Below are 16420 nucleotides of genomic sequence, written 5' to 3' on the forward strand. Positions count from 1 at the left end.
AGGGAAAGGTACGCATGCCCGACCACGCCGTGAACGAGTCCATCAACCTGATCAGCGGGGAGTTCTGGGGACGGGATCCGCACGAGGAACTGCGCTGGATGCGGGAGAACGCCCCGGTGTACCGGGACGAGAACGCCGGCGTGTGGGGGATCTCCCGGCACGCCGACGTCAAGCGGGTGTCGCGGATGCCGGAGACGTTCTCCAACGCGCACGGGATCCGCGCGGACGCCGACCCGCTGCCGATGATGATCGACATGGACGATCCGGAGCACAAGCTGCGCCGGAAGCTGGTCAGCGCCGGGTTCACGCCGCGGCGCGTCGCCGCCCAGGAGGACTACCTGCGGCGGGTCTGCGACGAGATCATCGACGGGGTGTGCGAGCGCGGTGAGTGCGACTTCGTCACCGACGTCGCCGCGCTGCTCCCGCTCATCGTGATCGGGGACGCGCTGGGCGTGGCGCCCGCGGATCGCGCGATGCTGCTGACCTGGTCCGACGACATGCTGCGGGCCCTGACCGGCGGCGACGACCCGGCGCTGATGGTCAAGGCCGGGGACGCGTTCGCCGGGTTCACCGACTACGCGACCCGCGCGGTGGAGCGGCGCCGCGGCGAACCGGCCGACGACCTGCTGAGCATCCTCGTGCACGCGGAGATCGACGGGGACCGGCTCGACGCGGCGTCGCTCGTCCAGGAGTCGCTGCTGATCCTGATCGGCGGGGACGAGACGACGCGGCACGTGATCTCCGGTGGCATGTACCAGCTGTGCCGGCATCCCGGGCAGCGGCGCAAGCTCATCGACGACCCCGGGAAGATCCCGGTGGCGGTCGAGGAGATGCTGCGCTGGGTGTCGCCGATCAAGAACATGAACCGCACGGCCCTGCGGGACGCCGAGCTCGGCGGGCAGCGGATCCGGGAGGGCGACAAGCTCCTGCTGCTGTACCCGTCGGCGAACCGGGACGCGGAGGTGTTCGACGACCCGGACCGGTTCGACGTCGAGCGGACGCCCAACGACCACATCGCCTTCGGCAACGGGCCGCACTTCTGCCTCGGCAACAGCCTGGCGCGGCTGGAGCTGAAGGTGATGTTCGAGCGGCTGCTGGCCCGGCTGCCGGACATCGAGCCGGTCGACGACGCCGAGCCCGCGTCCCGTCCGGCGAACTTCGTGTCGGGCTACGAGTCGCTCAAGGTCACGTTCACGCCGGCGGCGCCGCTCGGGAACCGCCCGTGACCGACGACCTGCCGGAACTCGGCTTCTATGGACTTCCCGGGCATTCCGGTTCGCCGCGCGACCTGCTGGGCCAGGTGCGGGACGGCGAGCGGCTCGGCCTCGGGTCGGTGTTCCTGTCCGAGCGGTTCGCCGCCAAGGAGGCCGCGACCCTGTCCGGGGCGGCCGGGGCCGTCTCCGAACGCCTCGGCGTCGCGACCGCCGCGACCAACCACAACACGCGGCATCCGCTGGTGACCGCGACGTTCGCGACGACGATGCACCGGCTGACCGGCGGACGGTTCGCGCTCGGCCTCGGCCGCGGGTTCGACATGCTGTTCGACGTCATGGGGCTCCCCCGCGTGACGACCGCGCAGCTCGAGGACTTCATCGGCATCGTGCGCCGGCTGTGGCGGGGCGAGGCGGTGGTCGACCACCACGGCCCGGCGGGCGACTTCCCGTACCTGAGCCAGGACGCGTCGTTCGACGAGGACGTCCCCGTCCTGCTCACCGCGATGGGAGAGCGGACGCTCGAGTTCGCCGGATCGGCCGCGGACGCGGTCGTCCTGCATACCTTCTTCACCGACGAGACCCTCGCGCGGTCGGTGGCCGCGGTGCGGCGCGGCGCCGAGCGGGCCGGGCGGGACCCCGCGAAGGTCCGGGTGTGGTCGGTGCTGGCGACGGTCGGCGACCACCTGGACGAGGAGGCGCGGCTGCGCAAGCTGACCGGCCGGCTGGCCACCTACCTGCAGGGGTACGGGGACCTGCTGGTCGGGGTCAACGGCTGGGACCCGGCGGTCCTCGCCCGGTTCCGCGCGGACGACCTCGTCGCCGGCTTCCCGGGCGCGTTCGACGCCGTCGCGACCCCGGAGCAGCTCCGCCGGGTCGCGGAACTCCTGCCGGACGCGTGGTACGAGGCGGCGGCCACCGGCGGCGCGGACCGCTGTGCGCGGCGCGTCGTCGACCAGTTCGACGCCGGCGCGGACGGCGTGATCCTGCATGGGGTGACGCCGTCCGAGGTCGAACCGGTCGTGGCGGCGTACCGGAAGGTGCGGCCCGCGCGGATGGCCGGGCTGCCCCGCAACCCGGGAAGGTCGTGATCGCGATGCGCGTCATCGGCACGCCGGACGGGCTGACCCCCGAGGCGTTCAGCGAGATCTTCGAGGCACCCGTCAGCGGCGTGCGGTGGGAGAAGGTCGGTTCGGGACAGATCGGCGCGTGCTACCGGATCCGGCTGGACGGCGCGGACGGCGTCCCGCGCCGGCTCGTCGCCAAGCTCGCGGCCGAGGACGAGGCCGCCCGCGCGTTCCTCTGGCCGGTGTACCGGGCGGAGGTGTCGTTCTACCGGGACCTGGCGCCCACGGTGCGGGTGCGGACGCCGCGCTGCCACCACGCCGCGATCTCCGCCGACGGCACCAGCTTCGTGCTGCTGCTCGACGACATGCACCCGGCCGTGCAGGGCGACCAGCTCGCCGGCTGCCCGCCGGACCGGGCGGCGGGGGCGGTCGCCAACCTCGCCGGGCTGCACGGCCCCCGCTGGTGCGACCCGACGCTCCTCGACCTGCCCTGGCTGAACACGGTCGGGGAGGAGGAGGCGGCGCAGCTCGGCGAGGTGTACGGGCCGGCCGTCGAGACGTTCGTCGAGCGGTTCGCGGGACGGCTCGGCGACCGGGACGTCCGGACGCTGCGGGAGACCGCGGAGGCGATCGCCGCCTGGGTCGTCGGGCGCCCGGAGCGGTTCGGGCTCGTCCACGGCGACTACCGGCTGGACAACCTGCTGTTCGGCGACGGCGGGCGGGTGACCGCCGTGGACTGGCAGACGATCGGGATCGGGCATCCGCTGCGCGACCTGTCGTACTTCCTCGGGACGAGCCTGCTGCCCGAGGACCGGGCCGCCCGCGAGCGCGAGCTCGTCGCCCACTACCACGCGGAGCTGGAGCGGCACGGCGTCACCGGGTACGACCTCGACGCCTGCTTCGACGACTACCGGTTCGCGGCGCTGCAGGGGCCGCTGATCACCGTCCTGGGCTGCGCGTACGGGACGCCGACCGAGCGCGGCGACCGGATGTTCCTGGCCATGGCCGCCCGGTCCTGCGACGCCATCCGCGCGCTGGGGTCCCTGGACCTGATCTGACGTTCCGGAGGTCGCCGGGTTCCGGGGCCGGCGGCCTCCGGAGCCCGGACGGCACTCCGGCCGCGCGGCCGCGCCCGCCCTGCCTCAGGCCGCCCTGCCTCAGGCGGGCTCGCAGATCACGACGGGGATCTCCCGGTCCGTCCAGGACTGGTAGTCGTCGTAGTCGGCGTAGACCTCGACGAGACGGGGCCAGAGCGCCGCGCGCTCTCCGGCGTCGGCGGTGCGGGCCCGCATGCGGCGGACGTCCGCGCCCACCCGCACGACGACCCGCGGGTCGTCGCGGAGGTTGAGGTACCACATCGGATGCTTCGGCAGGCCGCCCTGCGACGCGACGATGACGACCCGGTCGCCGTCGCGCATGTACAGCAGCGGCAGCGTGCGCGGCCGTCCGGTCTTGCGGCCCCGCGTGGTCAGCAGGCAGATCGGCACGCCGCGCCGCAGCGCGGACCCGACGCGCCACGTGCCGCCGACGCGGCCGTTCGTCGCCCGGTACGTCTCGACGTGCAGCCGCGACACCACCTTGATGAACTTCGGGACGACCGGCGAATCGAGTCCCTTCGGCGGGCTCTTCGGCGACATCCTTCTCACTCCCATTCGAAGTCGGGCAGGCGTGGCAGCCGTCCCGCCGTGAGGGCCGCCGCCTGCTCGGCGAGGCCCGGCTCGTACTCCGGGTGCGTCAGCACGAGGAAGCGCTCCTCGCGCACCGCGTCGACGACCCGCGCGGCGACGTCCTCGGGAGCGATCCCGCGCGCCACCGTCGCGGCGATCACCTCGTTCATGAACGCCGCGTCCTCCCCGGGCGGGCTCTCGAGTCCGGACGGACGCGCCCGCTCGGACTCGTGGATCCGCGTCGCGACTCCCCCGGGACACAGCACCGACACCCCGATCCGCGCGCCTTCCAACGCGAGTTCCTGCGCGAGGCTGAGCGACGCGGCGAAGGCCGCCCACTTCGAGACCGTGTACGGTGCGGCCCCCGGCCCGGCGAACAGCCCGGCGACCGACGACGTGTTGACGACGTGTCCCTCGCCGCCCTGCTCCAGCATGCGGGGGACGAACGCGCGCACGCCGTGCAGGATGCCCCACAGGTTCACGCGCAGCGTCCACTCGAAATCGGCGGCGGGCCGGGTCCAGATCCTGCCGCCCATGTAGACGCCCGCGTTGTTGCAGAGCAGATGGACCGCGCCCAGCTCCGCGTACACCCGGTCGGCGAATCCGAGCACCGCCGCCTCGTCCCCGACGTCCACGACCCGCGTGAGCACCTCCGGCCCGTCCCGGCCCGGGGCATCACCGGCCCCGCCCGCCCCGCCACCATCGGCGCCGGCACCCGCCGGCCCGGCCTCGCCCGCACCCGACGCGCCCGCACCCGCCCCGGCCGCACGGCCGTCCCGGTCCGAAAGGCCATCGGCACCCGTCGGCCCAGCCCCGCACGCACCCACCTCGACCGCACCCGCCTCACCCGCACGGCCGCCCCGCCCCGAAGAGCCACCGGCACCCGCCGGCCCGGCCTCGGCCGCACCCGTCTCGGCCGCACCCGCCTCGGCCGCACGGCCATCCCGGTCCGGGGCGGTGGCGGACGTGGGGCGGGCTCGGCGGGCGAGGGTCGCGGTTTCGCGGAGGCCGTCGGGGTCGACGTCCGCCAGGGCCAGGCGCATGCCCTCGGCCGCCAGGCGGACGGCCAGCGCGCGGCCGATCCCGCTCGCCGCGCCGGTCACCACCGCGACCCGGCCGTCCAGTTCCCGCATCGGACCTCCCGCCGCCCGCCCCTGTCGGCGGACCGGTCAGCACGCTAACCTCAACTGCATCAAGTATTCAATATAAGGAGTGCCATGCTCCAGACCGCGGTCGTCGTCACCGGCGGCGCCTCCGGCATCGGTGCCGCGTGCGCCCGGGCGCTCGCCGAGCACGGCAGGCCCGTCGCGCTGTGGGATCGCGCCGACGCGGCGGACGTCGCGCGGGACATCCGCGCGGACACCGGGACGGCCGCGTTCTCCGCGGTCGTCGACGTCACCGACACCGCCGCGTTCCCGGCGGCGCTCGACGCGTCGCGGGAGGCGCTCGGTCCGCTCGGCGGGCTGGTGCACGCGGCGGGCATCGCGGGCCCGGCCGCGGTCGGCGATCTCGACGAGGAGCGCTGGGACGCCGTCCAGCACGTCAACCTCCGGGCCCAGGCGCTGCTCGCGCAGGCGATGCTGGACGACCTGCGGGCGCAGGAGGGCTCGGCGATCGTGGGGATCTCGTCGATCGAGGCGTTCGTCGGCCAGCTGTTCATCCCCGCGTACTGCGCCTCGAAGGCGGGGCTGCTCGGGCTGACGCGGTCGCTGGCGCACCTGCTGGCGGGCGACGGCGTCCGCGTGAACGCGGTGTGCCCGGGATACATCGACACGCCCCTGCTCACCGGAGCGGCGCCGCCGGAGATGCGGGCGGAGTTCGCGGCGAAGGCGCCGGTCGGGCGGCTCGGGCGGCCCGCGGAGGTCGCGGCGGCCGTCCGGTTCCTGCTGAGCGAGGAGGCGTCGTTCATCACCGGCACGCACCTGACGGTCGACGGCGGCTCCACCGCCGTCGACCGCTGACACGGCGACCCCTGGCACGGCACCCCTGACACGACACGCTGGAGGACACATGGGACCCCTGGACGGGACGGCGGCGCTGGTGACGGGCGGCGGCAGCGGCATCGGGCTGGGCTGCGCCGTGCGGCTGGCCGCGGCGGGCGCGGCCGTCACGATCTGCGGGCGGACGGAGTCGCGGCTGCGCGACGCCGTCGAGCGGGCGGGCAAGGACGGGTTCGAGATCGCGCACGTGGTCGCCGACGTCACCGACGACGCGCAGGTCGAGAACGCGGTCCGGGCGGCGGGCGAGCGCGGGCCGCTGCGGACGGTCGTGGCGAGCGCGGGCGGGTCGAGCTCGGTCGGGCCCATCGGCGACCTCGACCTCGAGCAGTGGCGCGCCACGCTGGAGCTCAACGCGACGGGGACGATGCTCACGATCCGGCACGCGTCGCGGGCGATGGCGCGCGGCGGGGGCGGTTCGATCGTCGCGATCTCGTCGATCGCGGCGTCGAACACGCACCGGTGGTTCGGCGCGTACGGGGTGTCCAAGGCGGCCGTCGACCATCTCGTGCGGCTGGCGGCGGACGAACTGGGCGGTGCCGGCATCCGCGTGAACGGCGTCCGGCCCGGCATCGTCCGCACCGAGCTCGTCGCGGGCATCGCCGACACCGGGCCCGTCCTGGACGACTACCTGTCGTGCATGCCGCTGTCCCGGGTCGGCGAACCGGAGGACATCGCCGGAGCGGTCGCGTTCCTCGCGGGGCCCGAGTCGTCCTGGATCACCGGCCAGGTGCTGAACGTGGACGGCGGGCACCATCTGCGGCGGGGGCCCGACTACTCGTCGTTCTTCGAGCCGATGTTCGGTGCGGACGCGCTGCGGGGCGTCCCGCCGGAGGACCCGCGGTGAACGCCCCCGGGCGACCCCGGCCGGGCGGGTCCGGGGCCGCCTGCGACCCTGTGGTCATGCGCATCGTCATCGTCGGCGGCGGGATCATCGGCGCCGCCCTGGCCGACCGTCTCGCCCGCACGGCCGAGGTGACGCTGGTCGAGCGGGACCGGCCCGGCGCGGGGACCTCGGCCGCGAGCTACGCGTGGCTCAACGCCAACGACCCCGCCGACCCCGGCTACCACGCCTTCCGCGTCGCGGCCCTGGACGCCTGGCGGCGGACCGCCGCCGGGTTCGGCGATCCGGGCTGGTGCCGATTCGCGGGCAACACCGCCTGGGCCGTCGACGAACCCGACCGGGACGCCCTCGCCGACCGGGTCGCGCGGCTGCGCGACCTCGGCTACCCCGCGACCCTGATCACCGCCACCCGGCTGCGCGACGCCGAACCGTCGCTGCGTCCGCCGCCCGGCGCGGTCATCGCCCGCTACCCCGGTGAGGGGCACGCGCACGGGTCCGCCGCCGTCGCCGCGCTGCTCGGCCGCGCCCGCGACGCCGGGGCGCGGATCCTCGCCGGGGCGGCCGCGACACGGCTGAACGTGCGGGGCGAGCGCGTCACCGGCGTCCGGACGTCCACCGGCGACGACCTGGACGCCGACGTGACGATCTGCGCCGCCGGGTGGCGGAGCCCCGCCCTGCTCGCGACCGCCGGGGTCGGTCTCCCCCTCGTCGATCCCGCGGCGCCCGGTTCGTCCGCGCCCGGCCTCACCGCCACGACCACGCGGGTCCCCGGGCTGGTCAACGGCCTCGTCCACTCCCCCGGTCTCGACCTGCGTCCCACCCCGGAGGGCGGTCTCGTGCTGGAGGCCGCCGATCTCGACGCCGACACCGACCTCGCGTCCTCACAGGCCGACCTCGACGCCCGCGCCGCCGAACTGCTCGACCGCGCCCGCGCCCTGTTCCCGGGCTGCACCGCCCGCCTCGGCGAGGTGCGCCGCTGCGTCCGCCCGCTGCCCGTGGACGGCCGCCCGCTGGTCGGCCCGCAGCGGCCAGGTCTGTACACGGTCGTCACGCACAGCGGCATCACGCTCGGCCCGTACCTCGCCGGCCTGGTCGCCGGGGAGGTCGCGGGCGAGGGCGCCGACCCCGCGCTGGCGCCCTACCGCCCGGACCGCCCGCTGCCCGAGCCGTCGTCCGGGCCGTCGTCCGGGCCGCCGTCCGGGCCGTCCTGATCGCGCCCGGCCCGGCGGAGGCGGAGCGCGTAGAGGACGGCGCTGCCGGCGAACAGCGCGGCGGTGACTAGTAGCCAGCGGCCGAGATACGGGTCCTCGGTGCGCCCGCTCGCGGCGGTGTAGTCCCGCTCCCGCCACTGCGCGATCATCGGGAAGAACAGCAGGAGCAGCAGCCCGGACGCGGCGAACGGGACCCGGAGGTGGTTCAGCGGCGAGACGCGCGGCGGTCCGGCGCGCGTCCGGGCGCGCCCGGCCCGCAGCGCTCCGGTGAGCGCCCTGTCGGCGACCGCGTAGAGCGGGAACAGGACGAGGTCGTGGGCGACGACGCATCCGGCGAACCACGCGAGGACGAACGGCCAAGGCGTCGTCGAGAAGATCCGCAGGGCGGCGTACCCGGCGAGGGCGAAGCACACGGCGAGGGCGAGCACGTGCGGCGGGCCGGCCCCGTAGAGGCCCCGCAGCCGGTCCGGCACCGCGCGCACGTCAGCGCTCCCGGAACTCGATGAGGCGCACCCACTTGGTGTTGTGGACGCCGGGCAGGGCGGGGACGATCACGCGGGCGGGGTGGCCGTGGTCGAGCGTCAGGTCGGCGCCGCCGACCCGCAGGGCGAGCAGCGAGTCGGGGTCGGCGACCTGGTTGGCCTGCAGGGTGGCCTGGTTGAAGGCGCCGAACCGCTCCAGCGACCGCACGTGCGCCGACGCCGGTTCCGGGACCCCGGCGGCCGCGGCGAGATCGCGCAGCCGCACGCCCGTCCACGTCTGCACCGTCGACCATCCCTCGACGCACGCGATGGGGAGTTCGGCGGTGTGCTGCGGGAGGGCGAGCAGCGCGGCCCGGTCCAGTTCCACAGTCCGGGCGCCGGTGAGAACGAGCCGCCAGCGTTCCCCGGCGTCCGCGGCGGTGATCCCCGCGGCGGCCGCCGTCCGGTTGACCGGGAAGTCGCCGGGCCCCGGCGCGTAGCCGCCGCGCGGTGCCAGCGGCGCGAGGCGGCGGGCCGCCGTGCCGCCGACGGCCTGCCCCACCGTCAGGACGGCGATGAGCAGGCCGCCGCCGCCCGCGAGCGCCAGGACGCCGCGGCGGGTCATGGTCGCCGGCCGCGGGGCCGCGGGCACCAGCCCGTCCGGGTCGGGGGGTTCCGGACGGCCGTCGCGCAGCGCGTCGCGGAACGGGCGGGAACGCAGCGCGCGCACCATGCGCGGCAACTTGAGGATGACGTGGGCGACGAACGCGCCGATGAACACCCACGCGCCGTAGTAGTGCCCCTCGTAGAAGCTGAACCCGAAGACGTAGGTGTACTGGATGTTCAGGACGCCCGTCACGATCTGGAACAGGATCCCGCCCACGAGCAGCAGCAGCGTCAGCCGTTCCAGGACCTGCGCGATCGACCGGCCGGGCGGCCAGGCGAACAGTTTCGGGACGACCGACCACAGCTTGCCGAGGACCACGGGCACGAGCGCCAGCCCCAGCAGGACGTGCACCCCCTGCGTCACCTGGTACAGCCACACCGGACGCGTCGGCCAGTCGAAGTACGGCAGCCGCAGCCACCCGACGTCCGGCGGGAACGCCTGCCCGAACCGCGGCGCGTACGCCGCGTACGACAGCAGCCCGGTGACGATCACGACGGGCAGCGCGACCAGCAGCACGGCGCCGAACACCGACGTCAGCCACGGTCCGCGCAGCGGGCTCCGCCAGGCCCGGCTCCGCCCGAGACCGGGCGGGCGCCGCCGCTCCAGCGCCCGCCACAGCCGCACCGGAGCCCCGTAGCGGGTGACCCCCGGACCCGACCCGCCATCCGGATCATCCGGACGCATCGCACCCCCGCCCGCCGCCGGACATGACGATCATGACGTCATGCTAGGAACCGGTGTGCGAACGTTCCGGACATGGACGAACGGGCGGCGTCCAAGCCTTGGCAAAGCACCGCCCGGATATGCTGGGCGGCGCGCGCCCCCGGTTCCGGGACGGCTCGCACGGCGGTGGGGCCCGCCGTGCCCGGCTCGCCGGGCGGAACCGCGGCACCGGTGCCGCCAACGGTCCCTGCTTGTGGCCAACGCGCCCGGACGCCCGGGCCGGCACGAGTGGGAGACGCGCACCGATGACACCTTCTCCGCGGACGCCCCGTCCCGGCCCCTCCTTCCTCCGTCGCGAGGCGGCGGTGGTCGCGGCGGTCTCGCTCGGCGGCGGGCTCGGCGCCGCCGCCCGCCACGGCGCCTCGCTGGCCTGGCCCGCCCACGGTTCCGCCTTCCCCTGGACGACGCTGGCGGTCAACGCGCTCGGCTGCGCCCTGATCGGCGTCCTCATGACCGTCCTCGCCCGCGTCCGGGCGACGCATCCGCTGGTCCGGCCCTTCCTGGGCACCGGCGTGCTCGGCGGGTTCACGACGTTCTCCGCCTTCGCGGCGGACGGCCACGGCCTGCTCGCGGACGGGCACGCCCGGCTCGGCCTCGCGTACCTGGCGGCCACTCCGGTCGTCGCGGTCGCCGCCGCGTGGGGCGCCGCGGCCCTGACCCGCCGTCTCGCCGCCCGTACCGTCCGGGAGGCCCGGTGAGCTGGCTGCTCGTCGTCGCCGGGGGGATGGCGGGCGCGCCGCTGCGCTACCTCGCCGACCGGGCCGTGCGGGCCCGGAACGGGTCGGCCTTCCCGTGGGGGACGTTCGCCGCCAACGTGCTCGGGTGCCTGGTGCTCGGCGTGCTGACCGGCGCGGTCGTGCACGGCGCGGCGTCCCACCCGGTGCAGATGCTCGCCGGGACCGGGCTGTGCGGGGCGCTGTCGACCTACTCGACGTTCTCGTTCGAGACGGTGCGGCTGGCGGAGTCGGGCGCGCGGCTGCTCGCCGCCGCGAACGTCGTCGTGAGCGTCGTCGCCGGGCTCGCCGCCGTCGTCGCCGGTATCGCGGCGGCCGAGGCGGTCTGGGCCTGAGCGCTCGAGAATACTATTCTTGATTTTGGAGAGTGTTCATACCACCGAGGAGGGCGGCGTGCCGGTTCGCCACGACCACTGGATAGGCGGCAGGAACGAGCGGCCGGCGGGCAGCGCCTACCTGCCCACCGTGGACCCCGCGACACGGGAGCCGGGCGACGAGATCGCGGCGGGTTCGGCGCCCGACGCCGAACGGGCGGTGGCGTCCGCCGCGGGCGCTCAGCCGGATTGGGCGCGCATGTCGGGGGCGGAACGGTCCGGAACGCTGCACCGGATCGGGGACGCGATCGAGGCGGACGCCGGCGCGCTGATGGAGCTGGAACGGGCGTGCACCGGCAAGACCCCCGCGCAGCTCCGCATGGAGGCCGAGATGTCGGCCGCCTACTTCCGGTACTACGCGGGCGTGCTGCGCGCACACGGCGGCCGGACGATCGACCAGGGCGCCCGGCACCACACCTACACGCGGTTCGAGCCGTTCGGGGTCATCGCGGCGATCACCCCGTGGAACCTGCCGCTCAACCAGGCGTGCCGCGCGCTGGCCCCGGCCCTGGCCGCCGGGAACGCCGTCGTGGCCAAGCCGTCGGAGTTCACCTCGGCCTCGACGCTGCACCTGGCACGGCTCGCCACCGCGGCGGGCCTGCCGGACGGCCTGCTCAACGTCGTGACGGGCACCGGGCCCGGCGCGGGCGCGCCGCTGGCCGCGCATCCGGGCGTCCGGCGCATCACCTTCACCGGGTCGGTCGCCACCGGACGGCGCCTGGCGGGCGTCGCGGCCGACCGGCTCATCCCGGTGACGCTGGAGCTCGGCGGCAAGTCGCCCCTGGTGGTGTTCGCCGACGCCGACCTCGACCGGGCCGTCGCCGCCGCCGTCGCGGCCGTCGCCACCAACGCCGGGCAGGTGTGCTCGGCCACCGCGCGGCTGCTCATCGAGGCGTCCGTGCACGACGAGGTCGTCGCCCGGATCGTCACCGCGGTCGAGAAGCTCGAACCGGGCACCGACTTCGGTCCGATCATCACCGAGGACCAGTTCGGCAAGGTCCTCGGGCACGTCGACGCGGCCCGCGCCGCCGGGCTGGCGCCGGTGACGGGCGGCGCCGCCTACACCGAGGGCCCGGCGGCGCGGGGCCGCTACATCCGCCCGACCGTGTACGCGGCCGTGCCGCCCGACGCCGCGGTCGCGCGCGAGGAGCTGTTCGGGCCCGTTCTGGTCACGATGCCGTTCACCGGCGAGGACGAGGCGCTCGCCATGGCGAACGACACCGACTACGGGCTCGTCGCGGCCGTCTGGTCCGGGGACGTCGCCCGCGGCCTGCGCCTCGCCGAGCGCATCGACGCGGGGCAGGTGTCGGTGAACGGCGGCCCGCTCACCATCGAGACCCCGTTCGGCGGGTTCAAGGACAGCGGCCACGGACGGGAGAAGGGGATCGAGGCCCTGCACGAGTACGGGCAGACGAAGGCGATCAGCCTGTCGCTGGACTGACGCGCCCGCGCGCCCCGCCCCGGCGTGGGAACCTGGGGACGTGACGTCGTTCAGTGAAAGGTTCAGTGAAAGCGGGCGGGTGATGGGCCGGCCGCGCGTGACCTCGCGGCCCGCGCTGGAGCGGCTGGCCTTCGAGCTGTTCGCCCGGCAGGGGTTCGACGAGACGACCGTGGACGACATCGCGGCGGCGGCCGGGATCGGGCGGCGCACGTTCTTCCGCTACTTCGCGTCCAAGAACGACCTGGTGTGGGGCGACTTCGACGAGCAGTTGCGGCGGCTGCGCACGCTGCTGGACGAGGCCGACCCGAGCACGCCGATCATGGACGCCGTCCGCCGCGCCGTCGTGGAGTTCAACCGGTTCGACCCGCAGGAGGTGCCGTGGCACCGGCAGCGGATGGAGCTGATCCTGACGGTGCCGACCCTGCAGGCCGACGCGACGCTGCGGTACGCGTCCTGGCGGCGGATCGTCGCCGAGTTCGTGGCCGCCCGGACCGGGCGGCCCGCGTCCGCGCTGGCGCCCCGGCTCGCGGGCAGCGTGATCCTCGCCGCCGCCGTCGCCGCCTACGAGCACTGGCTGGCCGCCGCGGACGGGACGCCCCTGGCCGACCTGCTGGACGACACGCTCCGCCGGGTGGAGGCCGGGTTCGCCGAGCTCGGCGGCCCCGGGCGCTGAGCGCCCTCACCCCCGGCGGACGGCGTCCGCGACGGCCTCGCCGATGAGGACGGCCGTCGCGGCGGGCCCGCGCAGCGGCGCGGTCGGCAGGATGGAGGTGTCGGCCACGCGGAGCCCCCGCACGCCGTGCACCCTCCCGCGGGCGTCGACGGCGGCGCCCATCGGGACGGTGCCGCAGGTGTGCTGCGACGTCCCGAGGCGGGCGCGGATCCACGCGTCGAGCACGCGGTCGTCGTCCACCGGGACGGGCTCGACGGGTCCCGCGCAGACCTCGCCGAAGGCGCCGGACGTCACGAGCGCGACCGTCGCCCGCACCGCCTCGCGCATCCGGCGGCGGTCGGCTCCGGTCCGCAGGTACCCGTAGTCGATCCGCGGCGGGACGTCCGGGTCGGGCGACACTGTGCGCAGGTTCCCGGACCGCACGGGCGCCTGCACCGACGCGAGGAAGGCCGGCGGCATGTCCGGGACGTCCGCCCTCCCGCCGACCAGCCCCGCCATCGGCACGAGCGACTGGAGGATCTCGAGGTCGCCCGCCGCCGGGCCGCCCGCCGACGGCAGGTGCAGGACGCCGCCGAGCCAGGAACCCGACGGCCCGTCCATCGGCCGCCGGGGCGCCCACTCCACGACGAGCTGCGGGTGGTCGCTGAGCGCGGTGCCCACGGGCAGGTCGAGGACGACCGGTATCCCGGCGCGCTCGAGGTCCGCCGCGGGCCCGATCCCCGACAGGTGCAGCAGGTGCGGCGTGGAGAGGGCGCCCGCGCACAGCACGATCTCCCCCGCCTCCAGGACCGTCCCGTCCCCGACGACGACGCCCGCCGCCCGCCCGTCCCGGACGACCACCGACCGCACCGGGCACTCCCCCGCCACCGTGAGGTTCGGCCGCCCGGCCGCCGCGCCGAGCAGGTACGCGAGGCCGGTGTTGACGCGGCGGCCGTCGACCGCGTTGGACGGCACGGGACCGAACCCCGGCGGCTCCTGAGCGTTCTTGTCGGGATCGTCCGGATACCCCAGCTCGCGCGCGGCGGCGCCGAACGCGGCCGCGGCCGGGTGGTCCAGGCCCACGCGGCGCACCGGCACCGGCCCCCGGCCGCCGTGCAGCGCGGTCGCCCCGTGGTCGAGGTCGTTCTCGAGGGCGCGCATGAACGGCAGCATCCGCTCGTAGGTCCAGGCGGCGCCGCCGGCCTCCTCCGCCGACCAGCGGTCGAAGTCGGCGCGCCGGGCCCGGACGAAGTATCCGCCGTTCACGGTCGTCGACCCGCCGAGCACCCGCCCCCGCGCCGCCTCGTACGGCATGCCGGGCGTGAGCCGCGCCGGGAACGTCCGGACGGCCGGATGCCCCGGCCGCGCGCCCGGGACGAGGCGGGCGTCGAGCAGGTCGGCGGGGAACGCGGCGGGCACCGGCCCCGCCTCCAGCGCCAGCACCCTGCGGCCGGGATCCTCGCTCAGCCGAGCCGCGAGCACCGCGCCGGTGCCGCCCGCGCCGACCACGAGCACGTCCGGGCGGCGCCCGATCAGCACCGGTCTCCCGCCATCCGGCCCGACCCCTTTCTTTTGACACTCGATGCATTTAGTATCCCACCAAGTCCGCCGGCCGTGAAGTGCGTCACCGCGCGCACCGGCCGCCGCACGCGAACGAAGGAGGACGCCATGGACAGCGCCGCCCCCGAGAACCAGAACGCCGACGAGCGGGCCGAGGAGATCGCGGCCGCCGAGTCGCTGATCGAGGAGGTCTCGATCGACGGCATGTGCGGCGTCTACTAGGCCGTGCCGGCGATCGATCTGGACCGCGCCTGGGACCTGCACCCGCAGGTCTCGGTGCGGCCCGAACCCTTCGGCGCGCTGCTCTACCACTTCGGCACCCGCAAGCTGTCGTTCCTCAAGGACCGGCGGCTGCTGGAGGTCGTCCGGGGCCTTCGGGACGCGGCCACGGCACGGGACGCCTGCACGGCGGCCGACGTGCCCGCGTCCGATCTGCCCCGGTACGGCGCGGCGCTCGGCGCGCTCGCCAGCTCGTCCATGCTCGTGGAAAGGACGCCGTGACCACCGACACCGCAAGCCGCGCGACGCAGACCGGCCCGACCCGCCTGGTCGACCTGTTCGAGCACGGGCTCGACGCGCCGATCTGCCTGACCTGGGAACTCACCTACGCCTGCAACCTGTCGTGCGCGCACTGCCTGTCCAGTTCGGGACGGCGCGACCCGCGCGAGCTCTCGACGGACGAGGCCAAGGCCGTCATCGACGAGCTGGAGGCCATGCAGGTCTTCTACGTGAACATCGGCGGCGGGGAACCCACGGTCCGGTCGGACTTCTGGGAGCTGCTCGACTACGCCACGGCGCACCACGTCGGCGTGAAGTTCTCCACGAACGGCGTCCGGATCACCCCCGAGGTCGCCCGGATGCTCGCGGCCAACGACTACGTGGACGTCCAGATCTCGCTGGACGGCGCGACGCCCGAGGTGAACGACGCCGTGCGGGGCGCGGGCTCCTACGACACCGCGCTGCGCGCGATGCGGAACCTGTCCGACGCGGGCATGAAGAACTTCAAGCTGTCGGTGGTCTGCACGCGGCACAACATCCCGCAGATGGACGACTTCAAGGCCATCGCCGACGAGTACGGCGCGCAGCTCCGGCTGACGCGGCTGCGCCCGTCCGGCCGCGGGGCGGACGTGTGGGACGAGCTGCACCCGACGCAGGCGCAGCAGCGCGAGCTGTACGACTGGCTCCTCGCCCACGGCGACCAGGTGCTGACCGGCGACTCCTTCTTCCACCTGTCGGCCTACGGCGAGGCGCTGCCGGGCCTGAACCTGTGCGGCGCCGGGCGCGTGGTGTGCCTCATCGACCCGGTCGGGGACGTGTACGCCTGCCCGTTCGCCATCCACGACGAGTTCCTCGCGGGGAACGTCCGCGAGACCGGGGGCTTCGCCCGGGTCTGGCGCGAGTCGGACCTGTTCCAGGGCCTGCGGGAACCCCAGACGGGCGGCGCCTGCGCCTCGTGCGACTTCTACGACACCTGCAAGGGCGGCTGCATGGCCGCCAAGTTCTTCACCGGGCTGCCGCTGGACGGGCCCGACCCCGAGTGCGTGCAGGGCCACGGCGAGAAGCTGCTCGCCGGACGGCCCGAGGACCGCTCGGGCATCCCCAAGCCGTCCGGCGACCACTCGCACCGCACCGCGCCGCGCCGCCGCCGGGAACCGGTCCTCGTGCAGCTCGGGCGCCGCACCGACATGGACCGTCCGCCGGTGAGCGCCTGCGAGGAGAACCCCCTCGCCGGGCTGCGGATCACCTGACCCGGACCACCCCACGCGTCCACCGGACGCGCCCACCCGACGCGCCCACCCGATAAGAGGAAG

Annotated in this window: 18 protein-coding genes; 13 read left to right on the plus strand and 5 right to left on the minus strand. The window is 75.2% G+C overall.

The genetic code is table 11. The features are described 5' to 3' along the window. The first annotated feature begins 14 nt into the window (after positions 1–14). Genes F7P10_RS01990 through F7P10_RS02000 form a run of 3 tightly spaced genes read left to right on the plus strand, consistent with a single transcriptional unit; the run spans position 15 to position 3336 of the window. Positions 15–1226, plus strand: coding sequence for a cytochrome P450 (locus F7P10_RS01990; protein WP_151007800.1), 1212 nt, complete (start codon positions 15–17; stop codon positions 1224–1226). Further along, positions 1223–2302: a TIGR03857 family LLM class F420-dependent oxidoreductase gene (locus tag F7P10_RS01995; RefSeq protein WP_151007801.1), complete on the plus strand. Its 1080-nt coding sequence runs from the start codon at positions 1223–1225 to the stop codon at positions 2300–2302. Before F7P10_RS01990 ends, F7P10_RS01995 begins: the two co-directional genes overlap by 4 nt. A gap of 5 nt (positions 2303–2307) precedes the next feature. Beyond that, complete coding sequence (locus F7P10_RS02000) at positions 2308–3336, plus strand: phosphotransferase family protein (protein ID WP_151017769.1); 1029 nt, start codon at positions 2308–2310, stop codon at positions 3334–3336. A gap of 99 nt (positions 3337–3435) precedes the next feature. Here F7P10_RS02000 and F7P10_RS02005 read toward each other — a convergent pair whose 3' ends face one another. Then, entirely contained in the window at positions 3436–3915 is a 480-nt protein-coding gene (locus F7P10_RS02005; RefSeq protein ID WP_151007802.1) for a nitroreductase family deazaflavin-dependent oxidoreductase, read from the minus strand. 5 nt (positions 3916–3920) lie between these two features. Beyond that, entirely contained in the window at positions 3921–5078 is a 1158-nt protein-coding gene (locus F7P10_RS02010; protein WP_151007803.1) for an SDR family NAD(P)-dependent oxidoreductase, read from the minus strand. Positions 5079–5162: 84 nt separating this feature from the next. Between F7P10_RS02010 and F7P10_RS02015 the strand changes: the two genes are divergently transcribed. The 3 genes from F7P10_RS02015 to F7P10_RS02025 are packed head-to-tail and all read left to right on the plus strand — an operon-like array spanning position 5163 to position 7997. Then, on the plus strand, positions 5163–5906 hold the full coding sequence (locus tag F7P10_RS02015; protein WP_151007804.1) for an SDR family NAD(P)-dependent oxidoreductase: 744 nt from the start codon (positions 5163–5165) through the stop codon (positions 5904–5906). A gap of 49 nt (positions 5907–5955) precedes the next feature. Beyond that, positions 5956–6789: an SDR family oxidoreductase gene (locus F7P10_RS02020; protein WP_151007805.1), complete on the plus strand. Its 834-nt coding sequence runs from the start codon at positions 5956–5958 to the stop codon at positions 6787–6789. Between the two features lie 56 nt (positions 6790–6845). Then, positions 6846–7997: an FAD-binding oxidoreductase gene (locus tag F7P10_RS02025; protein ID WP_151007806.1), complete on the plus strand. Its 1152-nt coding sequence runs from the start codon at positions 6846–6848 to the stop codon at positions 7995–7997. On the opposite strand, the gene F7P10_RS02030 is transcribed toward F7P10_RS02025, so the two are convergent. Then, positions 7925–8479, minus strand: coding sequence for a hypothetical protein (locus tag F7P10_RS02030; protein WP_218040330.1), 555 nt, complete (start codon positions 8477–8479; stop codon positions 7925–7927). The two genes, F7P10_RS02025 and F7P10_RS02030, sit on opposite strands and share 73 nt — an antisense overlap. 1 nt (position 8480) lies before the next feature. Then, on the minus strand, positions 8481–9749 hold the full coding sequence (locus F7P10_RS02035) for a molybdopterin-dependent oxidoreductase (protein ID WP_254716359.1): 1269 nt from the start codon (positions 9747–9749) through the stop codon (positions 8481–8483). A 344-nt stretch (positions 9750–10093) separates the two neighbouring features. On the opposite strand from F7P10_RS02035, the gene F7P10_RS02040 reads away from it, so the two are divergent. The 4 genes from F7P10_RS02040 (at position 10094) to mftR (ending at position 13070) form a co-directional block, all read left to right on the plus strand. Next, entirely contained in the window at positions 10094–10546 is a 453-nt protein-coding gene (locus F7P10_RS02040) for a CrcB family protein (RefSeq protein ID WP_218040331.1), read from the plus strand. Continuing rightward, entirely contained in the window at positions 10543–10917 is a 375-nt protein-coding gene (gene crcB / locus F7P10_RS02045) for a fluoride efflux transporter CrcB (RefSeq protein WP_151007809.1), read from the plus strand. Before F7P10_RS02040 ends, crcB begins: the two co-directional genes overlap by 4 nt. 58 nt (positions 10918–10975) lie before the next feature. Then, a complete protein-coding gene (locus tag F7P10_RS02050; RefSeq protein WP_151007810.1) occupies positions 10976–12397 on the plus strand; it encodes an aldehyde dehydrogenase in 1422 nt (473 codons plus the stop codon). A gap of 97 nt (positions 12398–12494) precedes the next feature. After that, the gene (mftR, locus tag F7P10_RS02055) at positions 12495–13070 is read left to right on the plus strand and encodes a mycofactocin system transcriptional regulator (protein ID WP_254716360.1); all 576 of its coding nucleotides are present in this window, start codon (positions 12495–12497) and stop codon (positions 13068–13070) included. 6 nt (positions 13071–13076) lie between these two features. Here the strand turns inward: mftR and mftG are convergent, their stop codons facing one another. Next, positions 13077–14588 (minus strand): mycofactocin system GMC family oxidoreductase MftG, encoded by a 1512-nt coding sequence (gene mftG, locus F7P10_RS02060; RefSeq protein WP_151007812.1) that lies wholly within the window; start codon positions 14586–14588, stop codon positions 13077–13079. Between the two features lie 129 nt (positions 14589–14717). Here mftG and mftA point away from each other — a divergent pair, with 129 nt between their 5' ends. From mftA to mftC, 3 genes are read left to right on the plus strand one after another with little or no spacing between them, the layout of a single operon-like run. Beyond that, on the plus strand, positions 14718–14831 hold the full coding sequence (mftA, locus tag F7P10_RS02065; RefSeq protein WP_151007813.1) for a mycofactocin precursor MftA: 114 nt from the start codon (positions 14718–14720) through the stop codon (positions 14829–14831). Positions 14832–14834: 3 nt separating this feature from the next. Further along, positions 14835–15110, plus strand: coding sequence for a mycofactocin biosynthesis chaperone MftB (mftB, locus tag F7P10_RS02070; RefSeq protein ID WP_151007814.1), 276 nt, complete (start codon positions 14835–14837; stop codon positions 15108–15110). Continuing rightward, entirely contained in the window at positions 15107–16357 is a 1251-nt protein-coding gene (mftC, locus tag F7P10_RS02075; RefSeq protein WP_151007815.1) for a mycofactocin radical SAM maturase, read from the plus strand. Before mftB ends, mftC begins: the two co-directional genes overlap by 4 nt. Positions 16358–16420: the final 63 nt, after the last annotated feature.

Origin of the sequence: Actinomadura sp. WMMB 499 (assembly GCF_008824145.1) — a bacterium.
In the GTDB taxonomy this organism is placed as follows: Bacteria; Actinomycetota; Actinomycetes; order Streptosporangiales; family Streptosporangiaceae; genus Spirillospora.

Excerpts from the sequence above, each read along its gene's own strand:
- F7P10_RS01990 (WP_151007800.1), top strand. The coding sequence starts at position 15 with ATGCCCGACCACGCCGTGAACGAGTCCATCAACCTGATCAGCGGGGAG.
- F7P10_RS02000 (WP_151017769.1), top strand. The coding sequence starts at position 2,308 with ATGCGCGTCATCGGCACGCCGGACGGGCTGACCCCCGAGGCGTTCAGC.
- F7P10_RS02005 (WP_151007802.1), bottom strand. The coding sequence starts at position 3,915 with ATGTCGCCGAAGAGCCCGCCGAAGGGACTCGATTCGCCGGTCGTCCCG.
- F7P10_RS02010 (WP_151007803.1), bottom strand. The coding sequence starts at position 5,078 with ATGCGGGAACTGGACGGCCGGGTCGCGGTGGTGACCGGCGCGGCGAGC.
- F7P10_RS02015 (WP_151007804.1), top strand. The coding sequence starts at position 5,163 with ATGCTCCAGACCGCGGTCGTCGTCACCGGCGGCGCCTCCGGCATCGGT.
- F7P10_RS02020 (WP_151007805.1), top strand. The coding sequence starts at position 5,956 with ATGGGACCCCTGGACGGGACGGCGGCGCTGGTGACGGGCGGCGGCAGC.
- F7P10_RS02025 (WP_151007806.1), top strand. The coding sequence starts at position 6,846 with ATGCGCATCGTCATCGTCGGCGGCGGGATCATCGGCGCCGCCCTGGCC.
- F7P10_RS02040 (WP_218040331.1), top strand. The coding sequence starts at position 10,094 with ATGACACCTTCTCCGCGGACGCCCCGTCCCGGCCCCTCCTTCCTCCGT.
- mftA (WP_151007813.1), top strand. The coding sequence starts at position 14,718 with ATGGACAGCGCCGCCCCCGAGAACCAGAACGCCGACGAGCGGGCCGAG.